Below are 19,599 nucleotides of genomic sequence, written 5' to 3' on the forward strand. Positions count from 1 at the left end.
CCGGCCGCGCACCCGGTGCGGACGAGGGGCCGGAGCCGGGCCCTGCGGATCCGTCTCCGTCCGCTCGCCCCCGTCCGCTCCGCGCCCTCGCGCGGCGGACGTAAGGGATCGATCGGCACCTTTAAGTCATGTGCATGGCCAAAAGAGGAGGGGATGTGTTCTGATCTTGTGCTCATCTCCCAGCGATCACCAGGAGCCTCCGTGCGCAAGCGCCTGCTCATGACCGCCTTGTTGGCCACCTCCCTCCTCCTGCCGACCACCGGTGTCTCGTCGGCCGCCGACGCCCCGATCGTCACGGGAGCCGTGTTCAACGACCCCAAGGGCACCACGGCGGAGCGGAACGCCGTCAAGGACCACATCATCGAGGCGATCGACGACACCCAGAGCGGGCGGCTGATCCGCGCCTCGATGTACGCCCTCAAGGACCAGGACTACGCCGACGCGCTGATCCGCGCCCACCAGCGCGGTGTCGACGTCCGGGTGGTCCTCGACCAGGCGTACGCCGACTCGGCCGCCGTGCAGAGCCTGAAGACGGAACTGGGCACCAGCACGTCCGCCACGTCCTGGGTCCATGTGTGCGGCGCCGCCGGCGCGTGCGTCGCCTCGGGCGGCACCAATCCGATCAACCACAACAAGTTCTTCACCTTCTCCCGCATCGGTGACGCGGGAGTGGCCGAGGACGTGGTCATCCAGGCGTCCGCCAACCAGACGTCGGTCAACGTCGACAAGTACTGGAACAACGCCTACACGGTGGTCGGCAACACCGACCTCTACACGGCCTACGTCGACTACTTCAACGACCTGGCCGCGGAGCGCCGCACCAACGACTACTACCGGAGCGAGAAGTTCGGCACCGAGAAGTACTACTTCTTCCCCCAGTCGACGGGCGACGTCGTCGTCGACGTCCTCGGCAACGTCTCCTGCACCGGCAACACCACCGTGGGCACCTCCACCCACAAGTCGATCGTGCGGGTGGCCGCCTACGCCCTGCACCGCGACGCGGTCGCCCAGGCGCTCGTCTCCCTGGCCGCCCAGGGCTGCTCGGTGCAGGTCGTGTACGCCAACAGCAACGACGAGGCGACCCTCAAGGGCCACGCCAACCTGTCGCTGAAGAAGCTCAACTCGGACGGCTACCTGGTCCACTCGAAGTACTTCACCATCGAGGGCAACTACGCCGGTCATCCCGACACCAAGTGGACCTTCACCGGCTCGCACAACCTCGACGTCTCCTCCCTGCGCGACAACGACGAGGCACTGCTGCGGCTGGAGGGCGCGGCTCCGCACGACGCCTACGCGCGGAACTTCGACCTCCTGCGCTCCTACGCCACCACCGTTTCCTGAGCGCTCAGCCGCCCGGGACCGGCGGGGCGGCGGGCGCGGCCGGCCGCGAGACGGCCGGCCCCTCCGGCCGCCGTGCCCGCCCGGGACGTGGTACGTCCCGGGCGGGCACGGTGAAGGAGCGCCGGTGAGGCGGCCACGCCGCGCGGTCGCCCGTCCCGCCGGTTCAGCCGGTGGCGCGCACCGCGTCGAGGATGACCCGGGCGACGGCCTCGGGCTGCGAGACGGCGACGGCGTGCGAGGCGCCCTCGATCTCGACGACGGTCGCCGCGGCGCGTTCGGCGCCGAAGCGCTCCACGTCCGGGTTGATGGCCCGGTCGGCGCCGGCCACCAGGGCCCACGACGGCTTGGTCTTCCAGGCCGCCGCCGCGGCCTTCTCGGTGAACGCGCCCATGGCGAGGGGACGCTGGGCGGCCGCCAGGACCTTGGTGGTCCCGGCGGGCACGTCGGCGGCGAAGACGGAGGGGAACGCCTCCTGCGTGATGGTGACCTCGGTGGCACTCCCGCCCTCGGCGGTGGGGTACGACCACTGTTCGAGGCTGCTCACCAGCGGGGAGTCGGGGAAGCGGCCCTGGAGTTCGCCGAGGCTCTCGCCCTCCTCCAGGACGTAGGCGGCGACGTAGACCAGGCCGACGACGTTGTCGGCGGTGCCGGCGACGGTGATCAGCGCGCCGCCGTAGGAGTGGCCGGCCAGGACCACGGGGCCGTCGATCTGGGCGGCCACGGAGGCGATGTAGGCGGCGTCGGAGGCGAGACCGCGCAGCGGGTTCGGCGGCGCGAGGACGCGGACCCCTTCGCGCTGGAGCTCGTCGATGACCCCGGACCAGCTGGCCGCGTCGGCGAACGCGCCGTGGACCAGGACGACGGTGGGCGTGGGAGCGGACATGTGCGGGAGTTCTCCTGTCGTTCTCAGGCGGTGTGCAGGGCGGCGCGCAGCACGTCGGCGGCCTGGGTGATGGCGGCCTGGGCGGCGTGGGTCCCGCGCAGCGCGTTGAGCATGACGAAGTCGTGGATGACGCCCTGGTAGCGCACCGCGGTGACGGGGACGCCCGCCTGGCGGAGCTTGGCGGCGTAGGCCTCGCCCTCGTCCCGCAGGACGTCGGCCTCGGCGGTGATGACCAGCGCCGGGGGCAGGCCGGTGAGCTGTTCGGTGGTGGCCCGCAGCGGGGAGGCGGTGATCTGCGCCCGGTCCGACTCGCTGGTGGTGTACTGGTCCCAGAACCACTGCATGCCGTCGCGGCGCAGGAAGTAGCCCTCGGCGAACTGGTGGTAGGAGCCGGTGTCGAAGCTCGCGTCGGTGACGGGGTAGAACAGCACCTGCTGGACCAGCGGGATGCCGCCGCGCTCCTTGGCCATCAGCGTCAGCGCCGCGGTCATGTTGCCGCCCACCGAGTCGCCGGCCACGGCCAGCCGGCCGCCGTCGAGCCGGTGGTCGGCGCCCTGTTCGACGATCCACCGGGCGACCGCGTAGTTCTGCTCGACGGCGACGGGGTAGCGGGCCTCGGGCGAGAGGTCGTACTCGGGGAAGACGACCGCCGCCCCGGCGCCGACGGCCAGCTCGCGCACCAGGCGGTCGTGGGTGTGGGCGTTGCCGAACACCCAGCCGGCGCCGTGGATGTAGAGGATCGCCGGCAGGGTGCCGGTGGCCCCGGCCGGCCTGACGACGCGGGCGCGGACGCTGCCCGTGGGGCCGCCGGAGACGGTGATCCACTCCTCGTCGACGTCGGGCATGTCGACCGGTCCGGACTGGACCTCGTCGACGGCCTTGCGGCCTTCCTCCGGCGCCAGTTCGAACAGGTAGGGCGGGTTTGCCGTCGCCTCCGCGAACGCGGCCGCCGCGGGTTCCAGCACGGGCTGAACCGGCTCCATGACTTCAGACATCGAATCTCCCGACGATTCTTGGGGGTGCCGGTCCTTCCGGCGGAAACGGTCCTGGATTGCGCGTGGAACGCGGCTCCCCGAGTCCGTCGTCCGACACGTTAGGGCCAGTTGGCCGGCGCCGATTGCCCACGAGCGCACCACCGTTGCTCTCCCAGCGAACGGAAGGCCGAAAGGCCGCGGAATCAGCCGCTTCGGGAAGGCCGCGCACCCGCCCGGCGCCTGTGCGCTGACGGGACGCGTCCAGTGCGCTCACGGAACACGGTCGTCAGTCGCGCAGGCCTAGGTTGACGGCGGAACAACGGCGGCGCATTCACCTGAATGCGCTTCGAGGAGGGGGTTTCGCAAGGTGTCAGCAATGCCGGTCGGCGGCTTGGTTCCACAAGTGACCGACGACGCAGCGCAGCTGGTGGTGCGCAACGCGCGGATCCACACGGGAGACGCGCGCCGGCCGCAGGCCGAGGCGCTCGCCGTACGGGACGGCGTCATCACCGTGGTGGGCGACGACCGGGACGTGGCGCCGCACATCGGTGCGGCCACCAGGGTGGTCGACGCCCTCGGCAGACGGATGGTCCCGGGACTCAACGACGCGCATCTGCACGTCATCCGCGGCGGCCTCAACTACGTGCTCGAGCTGCGCTGGGACGGTGTGCCGACGTTGCGGGAGGGCCTGGCGATGCTGCGCGAGCAGGCCGCCCGGACACCGAAGGGCCAGTGGGTGCGCGTGGTCGGCGGCTGGTCGGCGGAGCAGTTCGCGGAGCGGCGGCTGCCGACCGTGGCGGAGCTGAACGCCGCGGCACCGGACACCCCGGTGTTCGTGCTGCACCTGTACCAGTCGGCCGTCCTCAACCGCGCCGCGATCAAGGCGGTCGGCTACGGCAGGGACACCCCCGAGCCGAAGGGCGGCCAGATCGTCCGCGGCCGGGACGGCGAGCCCACCGGCATGCTGCTGGCCGCACCCAGCGCGCTGGTGCTGTACTCGACCCTGGCCAAGGCGCCCACGCTTCAGGGGGAGGACCGCAAGACCTCGACCCGGCACTTCCTGCGCGAGCTGAACAGGTTCGGGCTGACCTCGGCGATCGACGCCGCCGGCGGTTTCCAGAATTTCCCCGACAACTACGGTACCGTCGTGGAACTGGCGAAGGCCGGACAGTTGTCGCTCCGGATCGCCTATCATCTGTTCCCGCAGACGCCGGGCCAGGAGATCGACGACCTGGCCCGCTGGATCGACATGGCCCGTCCCGAGGACGGGGACGAATGGCTGCGCCTCAATGGCGCGGGCGAGAATCTCACCTGGGCGGCGGCCGACTTCGAGAACTTCTCCCAACCGCGCCCGGAACTCACCTCCGATTACGAGGTGGATTTCGAGAAGGCGGTACGTCTTCTCATGGAAAACGGGTGGGGATTCCGGCTGCACGCCACCTATGACGAGACCATCCGCCGCGATCTGGCGGTATTCGAGAAACTCGCCTCGGAAGGTCTCTTCCCGGCCGGGAACCGCTGGCTGTTCGACCACGCCGAAACGGTGAGCCCGGACAGTCTCGACCGCATCGCCGCTCTCGGCGGCGCCGTCTCCGTGCAGAACCGTCTCTCCTTCCAGGGCGAGGCGTTCGCGCGCCGTTACGGTGCGGGCGTCGCCGCAGGCTCCCCGCCCGTGCGGGCCATGCTGGACCGCGGGCTGACCGTGGCCGCGGGCACGGACGCCACCCGGGTCTCCACCTACAACCCGTGGGTCGCGCTGCACTGGCTGGTCAGCGGGCGCACGGTCGGTGACCTGGTCCTGCGCCCGCCGGCCAATCGCGTCGACCGGCACACGGCACTGGCCCTGTTCACCCGCGCCGGAGCCGCGCTGACCGGTGAGGAGCAGGTCAAGGGCACGTTGCGGCCGGGGAGTTACGCGGACCTCGCGGTGCTCTCCGACGACTACTTCACGGTGCCCGAGCCGGAGATCCCGCACATCGAGTCGGTGCTGACGGTCACCGGCGGCCGCGTCGTCTACGCCGCCGCCGAGTACCAGGGCCTCGACGAGGAACTGCCCCCGGTCAGTCCCGACTGGAGCCCGGTCGCGCACTTCGGCGGGTACCAGGCCGCCGCGCGCACGGGGCGGCCCGGCGTCCGTCAGGCCGAGTCGCTCGGCGAGGCGGTGGCCGAGTCGGAACAGCACACCCGGTGGCGGGTCCGGCGCGGTCTCGCCCCGCAGGACACGGCTCCCGCCTTCGACCCCTGCTTCGTGCTCTGAGGAGCACGGCGCTTCCCCGAGGAAGCCGCCGCTCCCTCCCCCCGGACGTCCCGGAAGGGGCCCGGCCCCGCGCCGCCCCTCCCGGGACGCCACCACCGATCCCCGTCCACAGGACGGTTCTCACCGAAGCGGACGGCCGTCCGCGTCCCTACCCGGAAAGGCAACTCCCATGACCGACATCGCCGAGGTCACCGCCGCCCCCAGCCCCGATCTGCTCACGCCCGACAACTGCGCGGTGCTGTTCGTCGACCACCAGCCGCAGATGTTCTTCGGCACCGGCAGCGGGGACCGCACCGCGATCATCAACGCCACGACGGGTCTGGCCAAGGCCGCCAAGGTCTTCGACGTCCCCGTCGTCCTGAGCACGGTGGCCGCCGAGTCGTTCTCCGGCCCGATCATGCCGCAGCTCCCCGCCGTCTTCCCCGACCAGAAGATCATCGACCGCACCACGATGAACGCCTGGGAGGACGCCGCCTTCGTCGAGGCGGTCAAGGCGACCGGCCGCAGAAAGCTGGTCATCGCCGGTCTGTGGACCGAGGTGTGCATCGTGCTGCCCACCCTGTCCGCGCTCGCCCAGGGCTACGAGGTCTACGTCGTCACGGACGCCTCCGGCGGTGTCAGCCCGCAGGCCCACGAGCACGCGGTGCAGCGCATGATCCAGGCCGGCGCGGTGCCGGTGACCTGGGTGCAGGTGCTGCTCGAGCTCCAGCGGGACTGGGCGCGCACGGAGACCTACGGCGCCGTGACGGACGTGGTGAAGGAGCACGGCGGCGCCTACGGCCTCGGCCTCGTCTACGCGCAGGCCTTCATCGGCGCGCACGCCGCCGGCTGAGCCGCTCGCGGCTTCGCACGGCAGTGGTCATGAGTCAGGAACAGGCAGGAACACGATGAACGCTGGACTGTTGGTCCTCCGGCTGGTGGTGGGGCTGCTCATCGCCGGCCACGGAGTGCAGAAGGTGAGCTTCCACCTGGGGGGCGACGGCCTCGCCGGCGGAACCGAGGAGTTCCGCCACGACGGTTTCCGGGGCGGGCGGCTGACCGCGCTCGTGGCGGGCGGCAGCCAGATCGGCGCCGGCCTGTTCCTGGCCGCGGGGCTGCTCACGCCGCTCGCGGCGATGGCCGCGATGGGCGTCATGACGGTCGCGGGCACCGTCAAGCTGCCCAAGGGCCTGTGGGTGCAGAACGACGGGTTCGAGTACCCGCTGGTCCTGGTGCTGGTCTCCGCCGCCCTGGCCCTGACCGGCCCCGGCCGGTGGTCGCTGGACGAGGCCGTGGGGCTCACCCCGTGGCCGCTGTGGACCGGCGTCGCCGCCGTCGTGGCCGGTCCGGCGAGCGGGCTGCTCACCCGCGCGGTGCTGCACCGGCCGTCCGCCGAGCCGGAGGGAGCACGGTATGCGCGCCCTGCTGGCTGACGCGGCCCGTACGCTGCTGCCGCGCGGTGAGGAGCGGCACGGACCGCTCCCCCCGCTGATGCTGACGCTGACGGTCGTCACCGGACTGGTCGACGCGGTGAGCTATCTGGCCCTCGGGCACGTGTTCGTCGCCAACATGACCGGCAACGTGGTCTTCCTGGGCTTCGCGCTGGCGGGCGCAGCGGGTCTGTCCGCCCCGGCGTCCGTCGTCTCGCTCGTCTCGTTCCTGCTCGGCGCGCTGGCGGGCGGCGGGCTGGGCTCCCGGTTCGCCGGACACCGGGGGCATCTGCTGCGGACGGCCACCGCCGTCCAGGTGCTGCTGGTGGCCGTCACCGCGGCCGTCACCGCGCTCTCCGACGGCCAGGTGACCACCGGCGTGCGGTACACCCTGATCGTCCTCCTCGGTCTCGCCATGGGCCTGCAGAACGCGGTCGCCCGGCGGCTAGGCGTCCCGGACCTCACCACGACCGTCCTGACGCTGACGCTGACCGGACTGGCCGCGGACTCCGCTCCGGCCGGCGGCGAGGCGCCACGGCCCGGCCGAAGGATCCTGTCCGTGCTGGCCATGTTCCTCGGGGCACTCGCGGGAGGCCTGCTCGTCCGGCACGGGCATCTCGTCCTCACCCTGCTGCTCGCCCTGCTGCTCCTGGCGGCCACCTCCCTGGCCGTCCACCGGCTCTCGGCCGCCGGCCCCCCTTGGGTACGGCACCGGCCCTGAGCCGTGGGACCGGCTCCCGCACCGGCCGCGGGACCGTGCACGTCACCCGCCGGGCCGCCGTGTCCGACGACGCGCGCGGCAGGCCGGCCGACGCCGACGGGGCGGGGTTCGTGCTTCGGCACGAACCCCGCCCCGCACGCGTTCCACCGGCTCGGCGTCAGCCCCGCTCGCCCTCCAGCCAGCTCAGGATCTCGGAGGTGACGGGATCGGTGATGTCGTCGAACTCGTCGTGCGTCGTCAGGTACTTCGCCACGTAGGGGCAGACGGGCACGATCCGCATGCCCTGTGCGCGCACGTCCGCGAGCGCCTGCCGCACCAGCTCGGCGGCCAGGCCGCGCCCGGCGAAGGCGTCGTCGATCACGGTGTGGTAGAAGACCCGTTGGCCGAGGTGGTCGCGGAAGGCCGTCAGGCCGGCGCGTTCGCCCGCGACGAGGATCTCGTAGCGGTGCCGGTCGTCCCTGCGCTCGACGGTCGGGGCGGCGGAAGGGGAGCTCATCGTGGTTCCTTTCGGGGTACGGGGCCGGAGCGCGGCGGGTCGCGGTGCGGCACGGCATGACGGTGGCGTCCGGGCGGGACGGGGGCCGGCAGCGGGTCGCCGGTGTGTTCCCGGACCGCGCCGAAACGGTCGGAGGCGTCCGCACGCTCCCGCCGGGCCCGGACGATGTCCTCGTGGCTCCGTCCGATGACATTCCGCCACATGGCGAACTGTACCGGTGTCTGCGCAGCTCAACGCCGCTGCGGTGCCCCGTTCTCCACGGCAGTGCGCGCGTGACCGGTCGAGGGCGGCCGAAGCCTCCGCACCCGTGCGGAGCCGGTGCCGGCCGGCGGCGGGGTACGCCACTCGGGCGGAGGGACAGAGAGCCGGGTCACGCCGCCGGCGCCGACTCCAGTGGCCCGAAGCGTCCTCCGGCGCGGAATGGCGCCGTGACTCGAAGCGCACCCCGTACTCGTGCGGGCCCTCGGCCGCTCAGCGGTGTGCCGCGGGCCGGGGAGCCGCTCCCCGGTCCGCCTCCGCGAAGAGGGCCGCGACCTGTGTGGCGGTCCGCTCGGCGCCCGGCGTGAGCAGGGCCAGGGCTACGGTCCCGACGCCGAGGGCGAGGAGCGGCCACGCAGGCCGCGCTCGCCGTGGGCCGGGGCGCCGGGACGTCGGAGTGCCGGGACGTCGGAGTGCCGGCGTGGAGCGCGCTGCCCGGTGGGCCGCTGTCCGGCGGATGTCGCGGGGGCGCACAGCCCGGTGGCCGCGGGCGCTTGGTGCCCGGGCTCGACGGTGCGCCCCGCCCCACAGCCCTCGGACAGACGGGTATCCCCGCGGGTCAGTGCCGGTTCCTCCGCGGTTTCAGGGGCACCGTCGGCAGCTCGGGAGCGGGCAGCGGATCACCGGCGTAGCCCGTCACCTCACCGAACCGCCGGCCCTCCGTCCAGTCCCGGCGCGCCTGCGCGATGTCTTGCGAGGACCGCCCGATGAAGTTCCACCACATGACGATCTCCTCCTCGAACGGGGTGCCGCCGAGCAGGACCGTGCGCGCCGGTTGGCTGGACTCGTTGCGCAGCGTCAGCGTGCCGGCGCCGGGGCGGAGGTAGCCGAGTTCCGCCGGGCGCAGCAGGCTTCCGGCCAGGCGGACGTCCCCGCGGTCCACGAGGAGCCCGTGCTCGAAGCGGGGGTCCACGGACAGCGTGAGCGAGGCTTGTGCCGGCAGGGTGATCTCGGCGCCGAGCAGCGGCGTGAAGGTCCGCACGGGCGAGACGGCGCCGGCCAGCGCTCCCAGGAAGACCCTGATCACGGCTCCGTCGACGTGCACGGGCTCCGGCACATGGTGCTGGAAGTCGGGTGCGGTGTGCCGGTGTTCGTCCGGCAGTGCCACCCAGAGCTGCACGCCGTGCAGGACGGTGGTCCGCGGGGTGGAGACCTCCGAGTGGCTGATGCCGTGCCCGCCCGTCATGAGGTTCAGCTCGCCGGGCCGCACCAGGGCGTGGCTGCCGAGGCTGTCACGGTGCTCGATCTCCCCGCTGAACAGCCAGCTCACCGTCTGGAGTCCGGTGTGCGGGTGCGGGGCGACGTCCATGCCGCCGGTGCGGGCGACGTCGTCGGGGCCGTAGTGGTCGGCGAAGCACCAGGCGCCGATCAGGGTCCGGGTCCGCTGCGGCAGCGTGCGCCGGACCGACATGGCGCGCGGCCCGCCCAGCGGCACGTCGCGCGGCGTGAGCACCTCGACCCGCGTCTTACCCGCCCGCTCGCCGTCGTCCACCGGCCCATGACGGACCTGCCCGGGGCCCGCTTGGACATCGCTCATCGAGAAGCACCTCCGACAGTCATTTTGGTTGCATATTCAACCACTATCGCGGGCCCGTCCCCGTCGACGGTGCCCCGCCGGGCGATCGCGGCCGAGCCGGGGCCGGCCGCCCCGCGTCTCCCGCGGAACGACGACCGCGCGTACGGAGCCGACCGCCGGGCAGCGAGGCTAGAGCACACGAGCGCCGGGGACGCGCCCGTGAGCGCACGGCCTTCGTTCCCGCAGCGCACGACCCGTGAGCGGCGCCGTACACGGTGCGCTCTCGAACACCATCGCGTGCGCTGTCGATCAATCCAGCCCCGCTCCTCGCCCCTACCGTCACTGCGGTACGCACCGCACAGCGCCTCAGGAGGCGACCATGACCACCGGCACCCAACCCGCGAGCAGCCAGCCCCGGCTGCACCAGAAGGGCGCGCTCATCCAGGAGTTCGGGACCGTCAAACAGTTCCCGCTGGGACTGTCGTACGACGCCCGCATGTACTCCTGCCAGCGCCTCAACCAGGTCCTGGCCGACACCCAGATCCTGTACGGCCTCTACAAGAAGCACCACTGGCTCCTGCGCGGCGCGACCTTCTACCAGCTCCACCTGCTCCTGGACAAGCACGCCGGACAGCAGCTGGAGCTCGTCGACACCCTCGCCGAGCGGGTCCAGACGCTGGGCGGGGTGGCCGTGGGAGACTCCCGGCACGTCGCGGAGATCACCTCGATCCCGCGTCCGCCGGACGGCGTGGAGGAGGTCCCGGCCATGCTCTCCCGTCTGCTCCAGGCACACGAGACGATCCTGACCGAGGCCCACGACGCGGCCGCCCGGACCGCCGAGCTCGGTGACGACGGCACGAACGACCTGCTGGTCTCCCAGGTGATCCGTACCGGTGAACTGCAGGCCTGGTTCCTGGCCGAGCACCTGGTCGACACCCCCCTGGTGCGGGTCTGATCCCACCCCGGAACGCCTGTGACCTGCGGTCCCGTCGCGCCCGCCTAGAATCTTCCCGATCATGTCCGGGAGGCGGGCAGGGGCCGGGAGGACCGAGGGTGACCGGTGAGCGGGCGGCGTTCGGGGCGCTGCTGCGGGAGCTGCGGCTGGCCAGGTCGCTGACCATCGAGGGCTTGTCCGAGGCGTCGGGCGTGAGCGTCCGCGGTATCGGCGACCTGGAGCGGGGCCGCCGGGCGGCTCCGCAGCGGCGCACGGTGGCCGCGCTGGCGGACGGCCTGGGGCTGGACGAACCGGAGCGGGAGCGCCTGCTGGCCTCCAGCCGGAGCGGACGCAGCCCCGCCTACAGCCCGGCCGGAGTCCGCTCCTTCCCGCGCGGCATCGACGACTTCGTCGGCCGGGACCAGGAGATGGGGCGGCTCGTCGGACTCGCGGAGCGGGCCGCCGGCCAGGCAGCGCCGGACCGGTCCGCCAAACCGGCCGCCCACCCGGTCGTCGTCGCCGTCTCCGGCACCCCCGGCGCCGGGAAGACCACGCTCGCGCTGCACGCCGCCCGCCGGCTCGCCGACCGGTTCCCGGACGGGCAGCTGGTGGTGGACCTGCGCGGCACGGACGAGGACCCGCCCGCACCGGCCGAGCTGATGCTCGTCGTCCTCAAGGCCTTCGGCGTGCCCGACCGCGACCTCGCCAAGGCCGGGCCGGAGGGCCACCCCGGTCTGTACCGGCAGGCGCTGGCCGACCGGCGTTTCCTCCTGGTGCTCGACAACGCCCGCGACGAGGCCCAGGTACGCCCGCTGCTGCCCGGAGCCGGCTCCGGGATGGTCGTGGTGACCAGCCGGCGGATGCTGACCGGCCTGGACGACGTGCACCGCATGGCCCTGGGCGAGCTGAGCACCGGGGACGCCGCCGCCTTCCTCTCCTCGCTCGTCGGGGCCGAGCGCGCCGCGGCCGACCCCGCGGCTCTGGCGGAGGTCGCCCGGCGCTGCGCACACCTGCCGCTCGCGCTGCGCGTGGCGGGCAACTGGCTGGCCACCCGCACCGGGTGGACCGTCCGCCGCCTGGCCGACCGCCTCACGCTGGAGGAGCGACGGCTGGAGACGCTGACCGCCGGCGACGTGGGGGTGGCGGCCGCGTTCGATCTGTCGTACCGCCAGCTCACCTCCGCCGCCGCACGCATGTTCCGGCGACTGTCGCTGGTTCCGGGCCCGGACGTGAGCGCCGCCTGCGCGGCCCGGTTGACCGGCCAGGACCTGTTCGAGGCGGAGGACACGCTGGAGGAACTGGTCGAGGCCGGGCTGCTCGGCACGGACCGGGACCGCTACCGCCTGCACGACCTGCTGTGCCTGTACGCCCGTGCCCGGCTGACGGCCGAGGACCGGGCCGGGGAGGTCGGCCGGGCCCGGGCCGCGATGTACCGCTGGCTGCTTCAGACGGCGGTCGTCGCGGGCCGCTGGTACGAACCGGGCCACGGGGCTCCGCCGGTGACCTGGCAGGGCGAGGTCGATCTGTCCAGTGCCGAGCGGGCGCGCGAGTGGCTGCAGGCCGAGGGGACCAACTGGCTGGCCGCGCTGCGCGCCGCCGCCGCGGCGGGCGAGCACCCGACCGTCGTGGAGGTGGCCGAGTCGCTGCACTGGTTCTCCGACCAGTGGATCTTCTGGGGGCACTGGTCCGAGATCTTCGAGACCGCCGCCCGCTCGGCCCGGGCCCTGGGCGATCCGCTGCTCGAGGCGACCCAGCTGAACTACCACGCCTGGTCCCTGCTGCTGTGCGAGGGCCGGCCGCGGGACGGCCTCGACCGGTCCCGGCAGGCGCTGGCCGCGGCCGAACGCGCCGGCGACCCGGGCCAGCAGGCCTGGGCCCACTACTACACCGCCTGGGCCCACCGCCTCCTCGACGAACCGTGGCTGAGCGTCGACCACAACGAGCGGGCCGCCCGGCTGTTCGAGACCGCCGGCGATCTCCACGGCTTCCTCCAGAGCACCCACGTACGCGGCTGGCTGCTGGAGACGCAGGACCGCAACGAGGAGGCCATCGCGGTCTACCAGGACTTGCTGGCCTGGCTCGAGGAGGCCGGCGACCGCATCGAACCGCACGTCGCCGACACCGCCCGGTTCGGCGCGCACCGGGGCATCGGCAAGAGCTACAGCCGTCTGCGGCGGTGGGACGAGGCCGTGCGCCACCTGCAGACCGCCGTCGACGTCTGCCGCGCCAGTGGCAACACCGCGATGGAGAGCCGCCAACTCACCGATCTGAGCGAGGCCCTGCTCGCCACCGGGAGGGCGGCGAAGGCCCGTGAGGCCCTGGTCCGCTGCCTGTCCCTCGGGCCGGACGCCGACCCACGGCGCGTCGCCGAGGCCCGCGAACGGCTCGCCCGCCTCGACGCCGGCTGAGCCGACCGCCGACCGGAGCGTGCCGACCGCCGCGGTCACCGCCCGACCGGAGTGTCGTTCATCTCACCGTAGGCGACGCCAGCACATGTGCACTGTTCTCCGCGCGCACTGACCTGTTCCCGCAGCGCACAACGCGCGCCCGTCTCCCGGGGAGCGGCGTTTTCTGCCTGCTTTCTGCCTGGAGGCGCGCCCGGGCCGGCTGGTTGGCTGACAGCGGCGGGGAAGAGGGCAGCGGCGTTGCTGTCCGGCTCCTGTCGGCGGCCGGTCCCCGGCGCGCGACGGGGCGTCCACGCGTGACGAGGCACGGGGCGTCGCCTTCCAGGGGCGAGACGTCCCCGGTCGATCCGTGCGCGCCACGGCTCCGAGATCTCCGCCGGTACCGCATGGGTGGAGAGGAGAGCCAGGTGAGCCTGGTGCTGACGACGGATTCGGTTCCCGACGAGGACAAACTGGCCTACTGGCGAGCCGCCGTGGGCAGGGCACTGGTGCCGATGGCCGTCACACCGCGGGCCGAGGGCCCGATCGCCGGCCGGATCGTCACCGCCCCGCTGGGGTACATCAGAGTCTCCGCCGTCGAGGCGGACGCCCAGCGCGCGAGCCGTACCGCGGCTCACATCGCGCGCTCCCCGCAGGACTTCGTGGCGGTGAGCGTCCAGATGCGGGGCACGGCGACCCTGGTCCAGGACGGCCGGCGTGCCTGTGCCGGGGAGAAGGACATCGTCGTCTACGACACGACGCGACCGTACAGCCTGACCTACCCGGAGCGGTTCGCCGCCCGCGTCGTCCACCTGCCCCGCCGGGCGCTGGGCCTGTCGGACGAGCAGCTCCACCGGATCACCGGCACCGCCATCGGCACGACGGAGGGGGTCGGCTCGGTCCTGATGCCGTTCCTGGCCTCGCTGGTGGCCTCCGCGCACACCTGCTCACCGGCCGTCGCAGGGAAACTGGCCGCCAACGTCGTCGACTTCTTCGCCACCCTCGTGGCCGAGCGGACCCGGCCCGGCGCGGTGGGAGCGGACAGCGCGCGAAGCCGGCTGGTGCTGCGCGTCCGCGACCACATCGACCGCAACCTCGGCGATCCCGCGCTGTCCCCCGCGGCCGTCGCGACGGCGCACCACATCTCCGTCCGCTATCTGCACCGCCTCTTCGAGGACGAGGGCGTCACCGTGGGCAGGCTCATCCAGCGGCGCCGGCTGGAGGAGAGCGCGCGGGAGCTCACCCGCGGTGGCCGGACGGCTCCCGCGGTGTCCGCGGTGGCCCAGCGCTGGGGGTTCGTCAACCCGGCGCACTTCAGCCGGGTGTTCCGGACCTTCTACGGCCACTCCCCCCTGGAGTGGCGCAACCTGCGCCTGACCGAGGGCGCCGACGCCTCGCGGCGCCCCGCGCGACGGCAGCCGCGGGACGAGCCCGGCCCGGCACGCCGGGGGGAGCCGGGGGCGGAGCGGCTCGGCTGATCCGGCGCGCCGCACGCGCGCCCCCTCCGTGTGGGGCCCCGGGTCAGGCGGAGCCGTCCCGCCCGCCCGGCAGCCCTTCGCTGGTGACGAAGTAGAAGACGGGGAGGACGACGAACACCCCGATCGCCAGCAGCGGTGCGACGAACACCCCGAGGAGCCCGGCGACGGTGTAGGCGAGAGCTCCGGTCCAGGAGCGGAGCCGTCCGTGCCGTACGTAGGTGTCCTCCACGTCCGCGTCCAGCAGTTCGGGCCGACGGGCCATCTGGTGGTAGAAGGCCACCCAGCTCAGGCACATCGTCGCGGCGAGACCGGCGTAGAGGGCGACGGCCGTCCGTGCGTCGGTGTCGGTGAGGTCGTGCTGCAGCGCGTCGGCGACCACGGCGGTGGGGAAGGAGAGCGCCGCGGTGGTGAGCAGGAGGAACAGGTTGGCGGCGTGCAGTCCGCGGTCCATGGCCCGGATGCGGACGAAGGCCTGGTGGTGGTTGAGCCAGATCACCGAGACGTAGCCGAAGGACGCCAGGTAGCCGAGGTAGGCGGGCCACTGGGCCAGCAGGGCCCGGCCGAGGCCGCCCGGCCGGTGCGGCGGATCGGAGAGGTTGAGCACGAGGAGCGTGACGGCGATGGCGAACACGCCGTCGCTGAAGGCCTCGGCCCGTGTCGTCTCGGAACGGGAGAACTTGCGAAGGTGGGTGCGGGACAAGCCGCCTCCTGTCGTACGTGGTTCATGTCGCGGTGCGGGCGGCTTCCGTCGCGGCGCGGTGCTCCAGCTCCGACCGTCCGGCGGCTTCCGAGTCAACCACGTCCGCAAGCCGGCCCGCCCGCCGGACGGTGGACCGTGCGCTCACGGGCAAGCGGAGGGCACGGCCGGTGGCGACGTCTCCGCCGTCCGGCATGGCGCCGGCTCCGCGCCGCCCCTCAGTCGACGGCTCCGCCGGTGGCGCCGGCGGTGACGCGGCGCTGGGCCGCGACGAGCAGCACTGCCGCGGGCGCGGAGGACAGGACGGCGGTGGCCATGACGGCGTTCCACTGGTTCGTGTGGGCGCCCAGGTACTGGTAGATGCCGAGGGTGACCGGCCGCACCGTCCCGTCGGTGGTCAGGGTGAGGGCGAAGATCAGGTCGCTCCAGGCGAAGAGGAAGACGAACAGGGCCGCGCTGATCAGCGCGTTGGCGCTCATCGGGAGCACCACGGCGCGGAACACGCGCAGCCGTCCCGCGCCGTCCACGCGCGCCGCCTCGATGATCTCCCCGGGAATACCCCGCATGGACGAACGCAGGACCATGATCGCGAACGGCACCCCGGCGGTGGAGTCGGCGAGAACGAGCCCCGGGTAGGAGTTCAGCAGTCCCAGGTCGTTGTACGCGCTGTAGAGCGCGTTGGCCACGACGATGCTCGGGACCGCCTGGGTGACCAGGACGCCGAGGAGCACCGGGTCGGCTCCCCGCGGGGGGAAGCGGGCCAGCGCGTAGGCGGCCGGAGCGGCGAGCCCGAGACTGAGCGCGACGCTGCCGAGCGCCACGACGAGACTGGTGAGCAGGTTGCGTCCCTGGCCGCGCAGCGCGGTGGCGTAACCGCTGAGGTCGGGGTGGCGGGGGAACCAGCCTGCCCGCAGTGCGTTGCCCGTCGGCTGCAGGGAGGCGTTCACCATCCAGTAGACGGGGAACAGCATCACCGCGAGCAGGACGATCGCGATGATCGTGGACGGCAGGCCGCGTCGGCGGGCGCGGCTCACGAGATCCGCCCTCCGGTGGTCCGGGCGCGCCGGTCGGCACGGAGGTGCAGGAGGGCGAGGGCGAGCGAGACGACGATGAGGAGGTTGCCCGTCGCGGCGCCCTGCCCGAAGTCGAACTGCCGGAAGGACAGCTCGTAGGACCGGGTGGCCAGGGTCTCCGTGGCTCCGGCCGGTCCCCCGTCCGTCACCACGAGGATGACGTCCAGCACCTTCAGGGTGTAGATCGCGCCCAGCACCAGCACGACCCGGGTCACGGGCCGCAACAGCGGCCAGGTGACATGGCGGAACGACGCCAGGGCCCCGGCGCCGTCCAGTTCCGCCGCCTCGTACAGATGGGCCGGGATGTCCTTCAGGCCGCTGTAGAGGATCGTCGTGTTGAACGGGACTCCCACCCAGATGTTGACGAGGATCACCGAGACCAGCGCCTGGGACGTGCCGGTGAGCCAGGGCACGCCCGAGGAGACCAGGTGCAGGCCGCGCAGCACCCTGTTGACGACCCCGGTGTCGGTGTCGAGCATCCACTTCCAGGTCGTTCCGGAGGCGACCAGCGGCAGCAGCCAGGGCAGCAGCAGGAGCGAGCGCAGCACCCGGCCGAGCGGGAAGTGGCGCCGGAAGAACAGGGCCAGGGCCAGACCGAGCACGAACTGCCCGGCCAGCGAGCCGGCGGTGAACAGGACGGTGGTCAGCAGGACCTCGCGGAAGCGGTCGGACGTCAGGATCCGCGCGTAGTTGTCCAGTCCCACGAACGGCGCGGCGCCGGTGTAGAACGTGGCGGCGTCGTAGTGCTGAGAACCCATCATGACGTTCTTGACGAGCGGGTAGCCGAAGAACAGCAGCAGGTACGCGACGGCGGGCAGGAGGAACATCCACCGGGTGAGCCCGTCGTACCGGCGTCCCCGGGCCGCGCTCGGCTCTGCGCCGTCCGGGTCGTCGGGCCGCCGCGCCGCGCCGGCCGCGGGCGCCTCGACCGTGACCGCTGCGCCCGTCCGCTCGGCGCCCGTCGCAAGGAGCGGGCGCGGGTCAGGAGCCGGTGGCGATCCGCTGCGCACGCTTCAGCGCCTCCTCGGGTGTCTGCTCCCCCGTGAGCGCGGCCTGGATCGCGGTGTAGATCCCGGTCGCCGCCCGGGGCCACCGGGCGCCGAGTTCACCGGTCCGGGACCGGGCCCCGGCGACGCTCTTGACGAAGGTGTCGGCCGTCGCGTCCCGTCCGGCGTACCGGGCGGCGACGGCGGTGCGCGAGGGCACGGTGAGTCTCTGCTCGGCCTGGGTGAGCATGTTCTCGGGGTCGTTCAGGCAGGCGAGTACGCGCGCGGCCTTCTCCCGCCGGGGTTCGGAGGCGTTCCGCGGCACGGTCCACACCTCGCCGCCGAGCGGTGTGACCGGGCTCAGCCCCGCGCGTGGGACGGGAACGGGCGCCACCCCCCAGTGCAGGTTCTTGGTCCTGTTCATGGCGGGGATGCGCCAGGGGCCGTTGATCATCATGGCGGTCCGGCCGGCGACGAACTGATCGTGGAGGTCGGCCTGGTCCCAGTTCAGCACCGACTTCGACATGGATCCGTCCTTGACCAGGTCGACCCACAACTGGAGTGCCCGCGCGGCCTGCGGGGTGTCCAGCCGCTGCTCGTCCCCGCCGTTGGACCACAGGAAGGGCAGGAACTGCCAGGCGCCCTCGAAGGTGGCGGTGGCGTCGACCGCCATGCCGTAGCGTCCCGGACGCGTCAGCCCGGCCGCCGCCGTCCTCAGTTCGTCCCAGGTCCTGGGCACGGCGACGCCGGCCTCGGCGAGCATGTCCTTGTTGTAGAAGAGGGCGACCGTGTTGACGGTGGGCGCCAGTCCGTAGACCTTTCCTTCGTAGGTGCCCGCCGACAGGATGCCCTCGGTGAAGCCGCCGAAGTCGATGCCGTACTCGTCCAGCGGGGTCAGGGCGCCGGTCCCGGCGATCTGCTGCAGGTCGGCGTTGTCCAGCATCAGCAGGTCGGGGAGGGTCCGCGAGGACGCCTGCTGGAGCACCCGGGGCACCAGCGAGGGCCCGGGAACGCTTCGGTGCTCGACCTTCACACCGGCCGCCCTGCCGCAGGCGTCGAGCCAGCGGCTCCACTGGGCGTGCTCGGTCTCGTCGGTGTAGTAGTCGAGTGCGGTGATGGAGGTGACCTTGCCCGAGGAGGCCACGGCGCCGGTCTCGCCACCGCACCCGGTGCCGGTCAATGCGAGTGCGACGGCTCCCAACAGGGCGGCGATCCGCCGCGCCGGTGGAGTGACCGGTGAGATCATGGTGCGTGTGCTCCCGAGTGACGAGCGTTGCCGGAGTGGGGGTCCCCGGGGGCGGCGGATGGGTCCGCGGGTCCCCGGGGCGACTCGGTCAGCGTATGCGCAGGGTGGCGGGCCCGGACGGCCGGGCCGGTGGTGCGGCGCCCCGCACCAGTGTGTTCGCCCCGCGACCGGTGGGCCCGGCGTCGGCCGGTTCAGACCCCGGCGCCTCGTCCGGCGGCTTCCCGGATCATCGCCGCCACGGCGGCGGGCCGTGCCCGCGGGACGGCGTGCGAGGCGTCCAGCAGGTACTCGGTGGCCGCCATGCGCTGCGCCATGAAGCGCTGCGCGGTGGGGTTGAGCATCCGGTCGGCGGTGGCGATGGCGTACCAGGAGGGTTTCGAGGCCCACGCGGGCGGGCCGGATCTTCCGGTCAGCGCGCCCGGGGCGATCGGACGCTGGGTGACGGACAGCACGTCGGTCACGCGGGAGGACAGGTCGGCGGCGTACACCTGCCGGAACCGCTCGGCGCGGAGGTACAGCTCGCCGTCCGGGCCGGTGGGCAGGGCGGCGGTGACGAGCGCGTCGGTGGACGGCATGGGGGCGAAGCGGCTCATGACGTCCAGGGCGCACTCGCCCTCGTCGAGGCCGAGCGCCGCGACGTAGCACAGCGCCACGATGTTGTCGGCGTCGGTGGCGGCCTGCGTGATCACCGCGCCGCCGTAGCCGTGGCCGACCAGGACGACCGGGGCGTCGAACCGGCGCACCGCGCTGCGGACGTAGGCGGCGTCCTGGGACAGGCCTCGCAGCGGGTTGGCCAGGGCGCTCACGGCGAGTCCGGCCGAGTGCAGCGAACGGATGGTCCCGGACCACACCGAGGCGTCGGCGAACGCCCCGTGCACGAGCACGACGGTGGGCGGTGTGGGGGTGTTTCCGTGCACGTCGGCGGCCTCCGAATGGGTTCGGTCCC

17 protein-coding genes are annotated in these 19,599 nt (G+C 73.0%); 8 read left to right on the forward strand and 9 right to left on the reverse strand.

Annotation, left to right across the window (positions count from 1 at the left end):
- The first annotated feature begins 201 nt into the window (after positions 1–201).
- Positions 202–1,341, forward strand: a complete 1,140-nt coding sequence (locus ACF061_RS22650; RefSeq protein WP_392268742.1) for a phosphatidylserine/phosphatidylglycerophosphate/cardiolipin synthase family protein — start codon at positions 202–204, stop codon at positions 1,339–1,341.
- A 163-nt stretch (positions 1,342–1,504) separates the two neighbouring features.
- Here the strand turns inward: ACF061_RS22650 and ACF061_RS22655 are convergent, their stop codons facing one another.
- On the reverse strand, positions 1,505–2,224 hold the full coding sequence (locus ACF061_RS22655; protein ID WP_392268743.1) for an alpha/beta fold hydrolase: 720 nt from the start codon (positions 2,222–2,224) through the stop codon (positions 1,505–1,507).
- A 23-nt stretch (positions 2,225–2,247) separates the two neighbouring features.
- Entirely contained in the window at positions 2,248–3,219 is a 972-nt protein-coding gene (locus tag ACF061_RS22660; protein ID WP_392268744.1) for an alpha/beta hydrolase, read from the reverse strand.
- 355 nt (positions 3,220–3,574) lie between these two features.
- On the opposite strand from ACF061_RS22660, the gene ACF061_RS22665 reads away from it, so the two are divergent.
- The 4 genes from ACF061_RS22665 to ACF061_RS22680 all read left to right on the forward strand — a co-directional run bounded on the left by ACF061_RS22665 (position 3,575) and on the right by ACF061_RS22680 (position 7,585).
- Positions 3,575–5,455, forward strand: coding sequence for an amidohydrolase (locus ACF061_RS22665; RefSeq protein WP_392268810.1), 1,881 nt, complete (start codon positions 3,575–3,577; stop codon positions 5,453–5,455).
- 169 nt (positions 5,456–5,624) lie between these two features.
- Positions 5,625–6,287, forward strand: coding sequence for a hydrolase (locus ACF061_RS22670; protein WP_392268745.1), 663 nt, complete (start codon positions 5,625–5,627; stop codon positions 6,285–6,287).
- A 55-nt stretch (positions 6,288–6,342) separates the two neighbouring features.
- Positions 6,343–6,867, forward strand: a complete 525-nt coding sequence (locus ACF061_RS22675; RefSeq protein WP_392268746.1) for a DoxX family protein — start codon at positions 6,343–6,345, stop codon at positions 6,865–6,867.
- A complete protein-coding gene (locus ACF061_RS22680; RefSeq protein WP_392268747.1) occupies positions 6,848–7,585 on the forward strand; it encodes a YoaK family protein in 738 nt (245 codons plus the stop codon). The genes ACF061_RS22675 and ACF061_RS22680 overlap by 20 nt, the downstream gene beginning before the upstream one ends.
- 157 nt (positions 7,586–7,742) lie before the next feature.
- On the opposite strand, the gene ACF061_RS22685 is transcribed toward ACF061_RS22680, so the two are convergent.
- A complete protein-coding gene (locus ACF061_RS22685) occupies positions 7,743–8,081 on the reverse strand; it encodes a GNAT family N-acetyltransferase (protein ID WP_392268748.1) in 339 nt (112 codons plus the stop codon).
- 817 nt (positions 8,082–8,898) lie between these two features.
- Positions 8,899–9,876 carry a pirin family protein gene (locus ACF061_RS22690; RefSeq protein ID WP_392268749.1) on the reverse strand — a complete coding sequence of 326 codons (978 nt, stop codon included), beginning with the start codon at positions 9,874–9,876 and terminating at the stop codon, positions 8,899–8,901.
- Between the two features lie 358 nt (positions 9,877–10,234).
- Here ACF061_RS22690 and ACF061_RS22695 point away from each other — a divergent pair, with 358 nt between their 5' ends.
- The 3 genes from ACF061_RS22695 to ACF061_RS22705 all read left to right on the forward strand — a co-directional run bounded on the left by ACF061_RS22695 (position 10,235) and on the right by ACF061_RS22705 (position 14,651).
- The gene (locus ACF061_RS22695; protein WP_392268750.1) at positions 10,235–10,810 is read left to right on the forward strand and encodes a Dps family protein; all 576 of its coding nucleotides are present in this window, start codon (positions 10,235–10,237) and stop codon (positions 10,808–10,810) included.
- 98 nt (positions 10,811–10,908) lie between these two features.
- Positions 10,909–13,197 (forward strand): ATP-binding protein, encoded by a 2,289-nt coding sequence (locus tag ACF061_RS22700; protein ID WP_392268751.1) that lies wholly within the window; start codon positions 10,909–10,911, stop codon positions 13,195–13,197.
- A gap of 404 nt (positions 13,198–13,601) precedes the next feature.
- A complete protein-coding gene (locus tag ACF061_RS22705; protein WP_392268752.1) occupies positions 13,602–14,651 on the forward strand; it encodes a helix-turn-helix domain-containing protein in 1,050 nt (349 codons plus the stop codon).
- Positions 14,652–14,694: 43 nt separating this feature from the next.
- Here ACF061_RS22705 and ACF061_RS22710 read toward each other — a convergent pair whose 3' ends face one another.
- The 5 genes from ACF061_RS22710 to ACF061_RS22730 form a co-directional block, all read right to left on the reverse strand.
- Positions 14,695–15,351, reverse strand: a complete 657-nt coding sequence (locus ACF061_RS22710) for a TMEM175 family protein (protein ID WP_392268753.1) — start codon at positions 15,349–15,351, stop codon at positions 14,695–14,697.
- Positions 15,352–15,566: 215 nt separating this feature from the next.
- Positions 15,567–16,319 carry a carbohydrate ABC transporter permease gene (locus tag ACF061_RS22715; protein ID WP_392268811.1) on the reverse strand — a complete coding sequence of 251 codons (753 nt, stop codon included), beginning with the start codon at positions 16,317–16,319 and terminating at the stop codon, positions 15,567–15,569.
- A 59-nt stretch (positions 16,320–16,378) separates the two neighbouring features.
- Positions 16,379–17,248, reverse strand: a complete 870-nt coding sequence (locus tag ACF061_RS22720) for a carbohydrate ABC transporter permease (protein ID WP_392268812.1) — start codon at positions 17,246–17,248, stop codon at positions 16,379–16,381.
- Between the two features lie 154 nt (positions 17,249–17,402).
- A complete protein-coding gene (locus ACF061_RS22725; protein ID WP_392268754.1) occupies positions 17,403–18,653 on the reverse strand; it encodes an ABC transporter substrate-binding protein in 1,251 nt (416 codons plus the stop codon).
- 191 nt (positions 18,654–18,844) lie between these two features.
- Complete coding sequence (locus ACF061_RS22730) at positions 18,845–19,570, reverse strand: alpha/beta hydrolase (protein WP_392268755.1); 726 nt, start codon at positions 19,568–19,570, stop codon at positions 18,845–18,847.
- Positions 19,571–19,599 lie beyond the last annotated feature (29 nt).

Origin of the sequence: Streptomyces sp. NPDC015220, assembly GCF_043079345.1 — a bacterium.
Taxonomy (GTDB): Bacteria; Actinomycetota; Actinomycetes; order Streptomycetales; family Streptomycetaceae; genus Streptomyces.

Excerpts from the sequence above, each read along its gene's own strand:
- ACF061_RS22720 (WP_392268812.1), bottom strand. The coding sequence starts at position 17,248 with ATGTTCCTCCTGCCCGCCGTCGCGTACCTGCTGCTGTTCTTCGGCTAC.
- ACF061_RS22725 (WP_392268754.1), bottom strand. The coding sequence starts at position 18,653 with ATGATCTCACCGGTCACTCCACCGGCGCGGCGGATCGCCGCCCTGTTG.
- ACF061_RS22660 (WP_392268744.1), bottom strand. The coding sequence starts at position 3,219 with ATGTCTGAAGTCATGGAGCCGGTTCAGCCCGTGCTGGAACCCGCGGCG.
- ACF061_RS22655 (WP_392268743.1), bottom strand. The coding sequence starts at position 2,224 with ATGTCCGCTCCCACGCCCACCGTCGTCCTGGTCCACGGCGCGTTCGCC.
- ACF061_RS22665 (WP_392268810.1), top strand. The coding sequence starts at position 3,575 with ATGCCGGTCGGCGGCTTGGTTCCACAAGTGACCGACGACGCAGCGCAG.
- ACF061_RS22670 (WP_392268745.1), top strand. The coding sequence starts at position 5,625 with ATGACCGACATCGCCGAGGTCACCGCCGCCCCCAGCCCCGATCTGCTC.
- ACF061_RS22685 (WP_392268748.1), bottom strand. The coding sequence starts at position 8,081 with ATGAGCTCCCCTTCCGCCGCCCCGACCGTCGAGCGCAGGGACGACCGG.
- ACF061_RS22675 (WP_392268746.1), top strand. The coding sequence starts at position 6,343 with ATGAACGCTGGACTGTTGGTCCTCCGGCTGGTGGTGGGGCTGCTCATC.
- ACF061_RS22690 (WP_392268749.1), bottom strand. The coding sequence starts at position 9,876 with ATGAGCGATGTCCAAGCGGGCCCCGGGCAGGTCCGTCATGGGCCGGTG.
- ACF061_RS22680 (WP_392268747.1), top strand. The coding sequence starts at position 6,848 with ATGCGCGCCCTGCTGGCTGACGCGGCCCGTACGCTGCTGCCGCGCGGT.
- ACF061_RS22715 (WP_392268811.1), bottom strand. The coding sequence starts at position 16,319 with ATGCTGTTCCCCGTCTACTGGATGGTGAACGCCTCCCTGCAGCCGACG.
- ACF061_RS22695 (WP_392268750.1), top strand. The coding sequence starts at position 10,235 with ATGACCACCGGCACCCAACCCGCGAGCAGCCAGCCCCGGCTGCACCAG.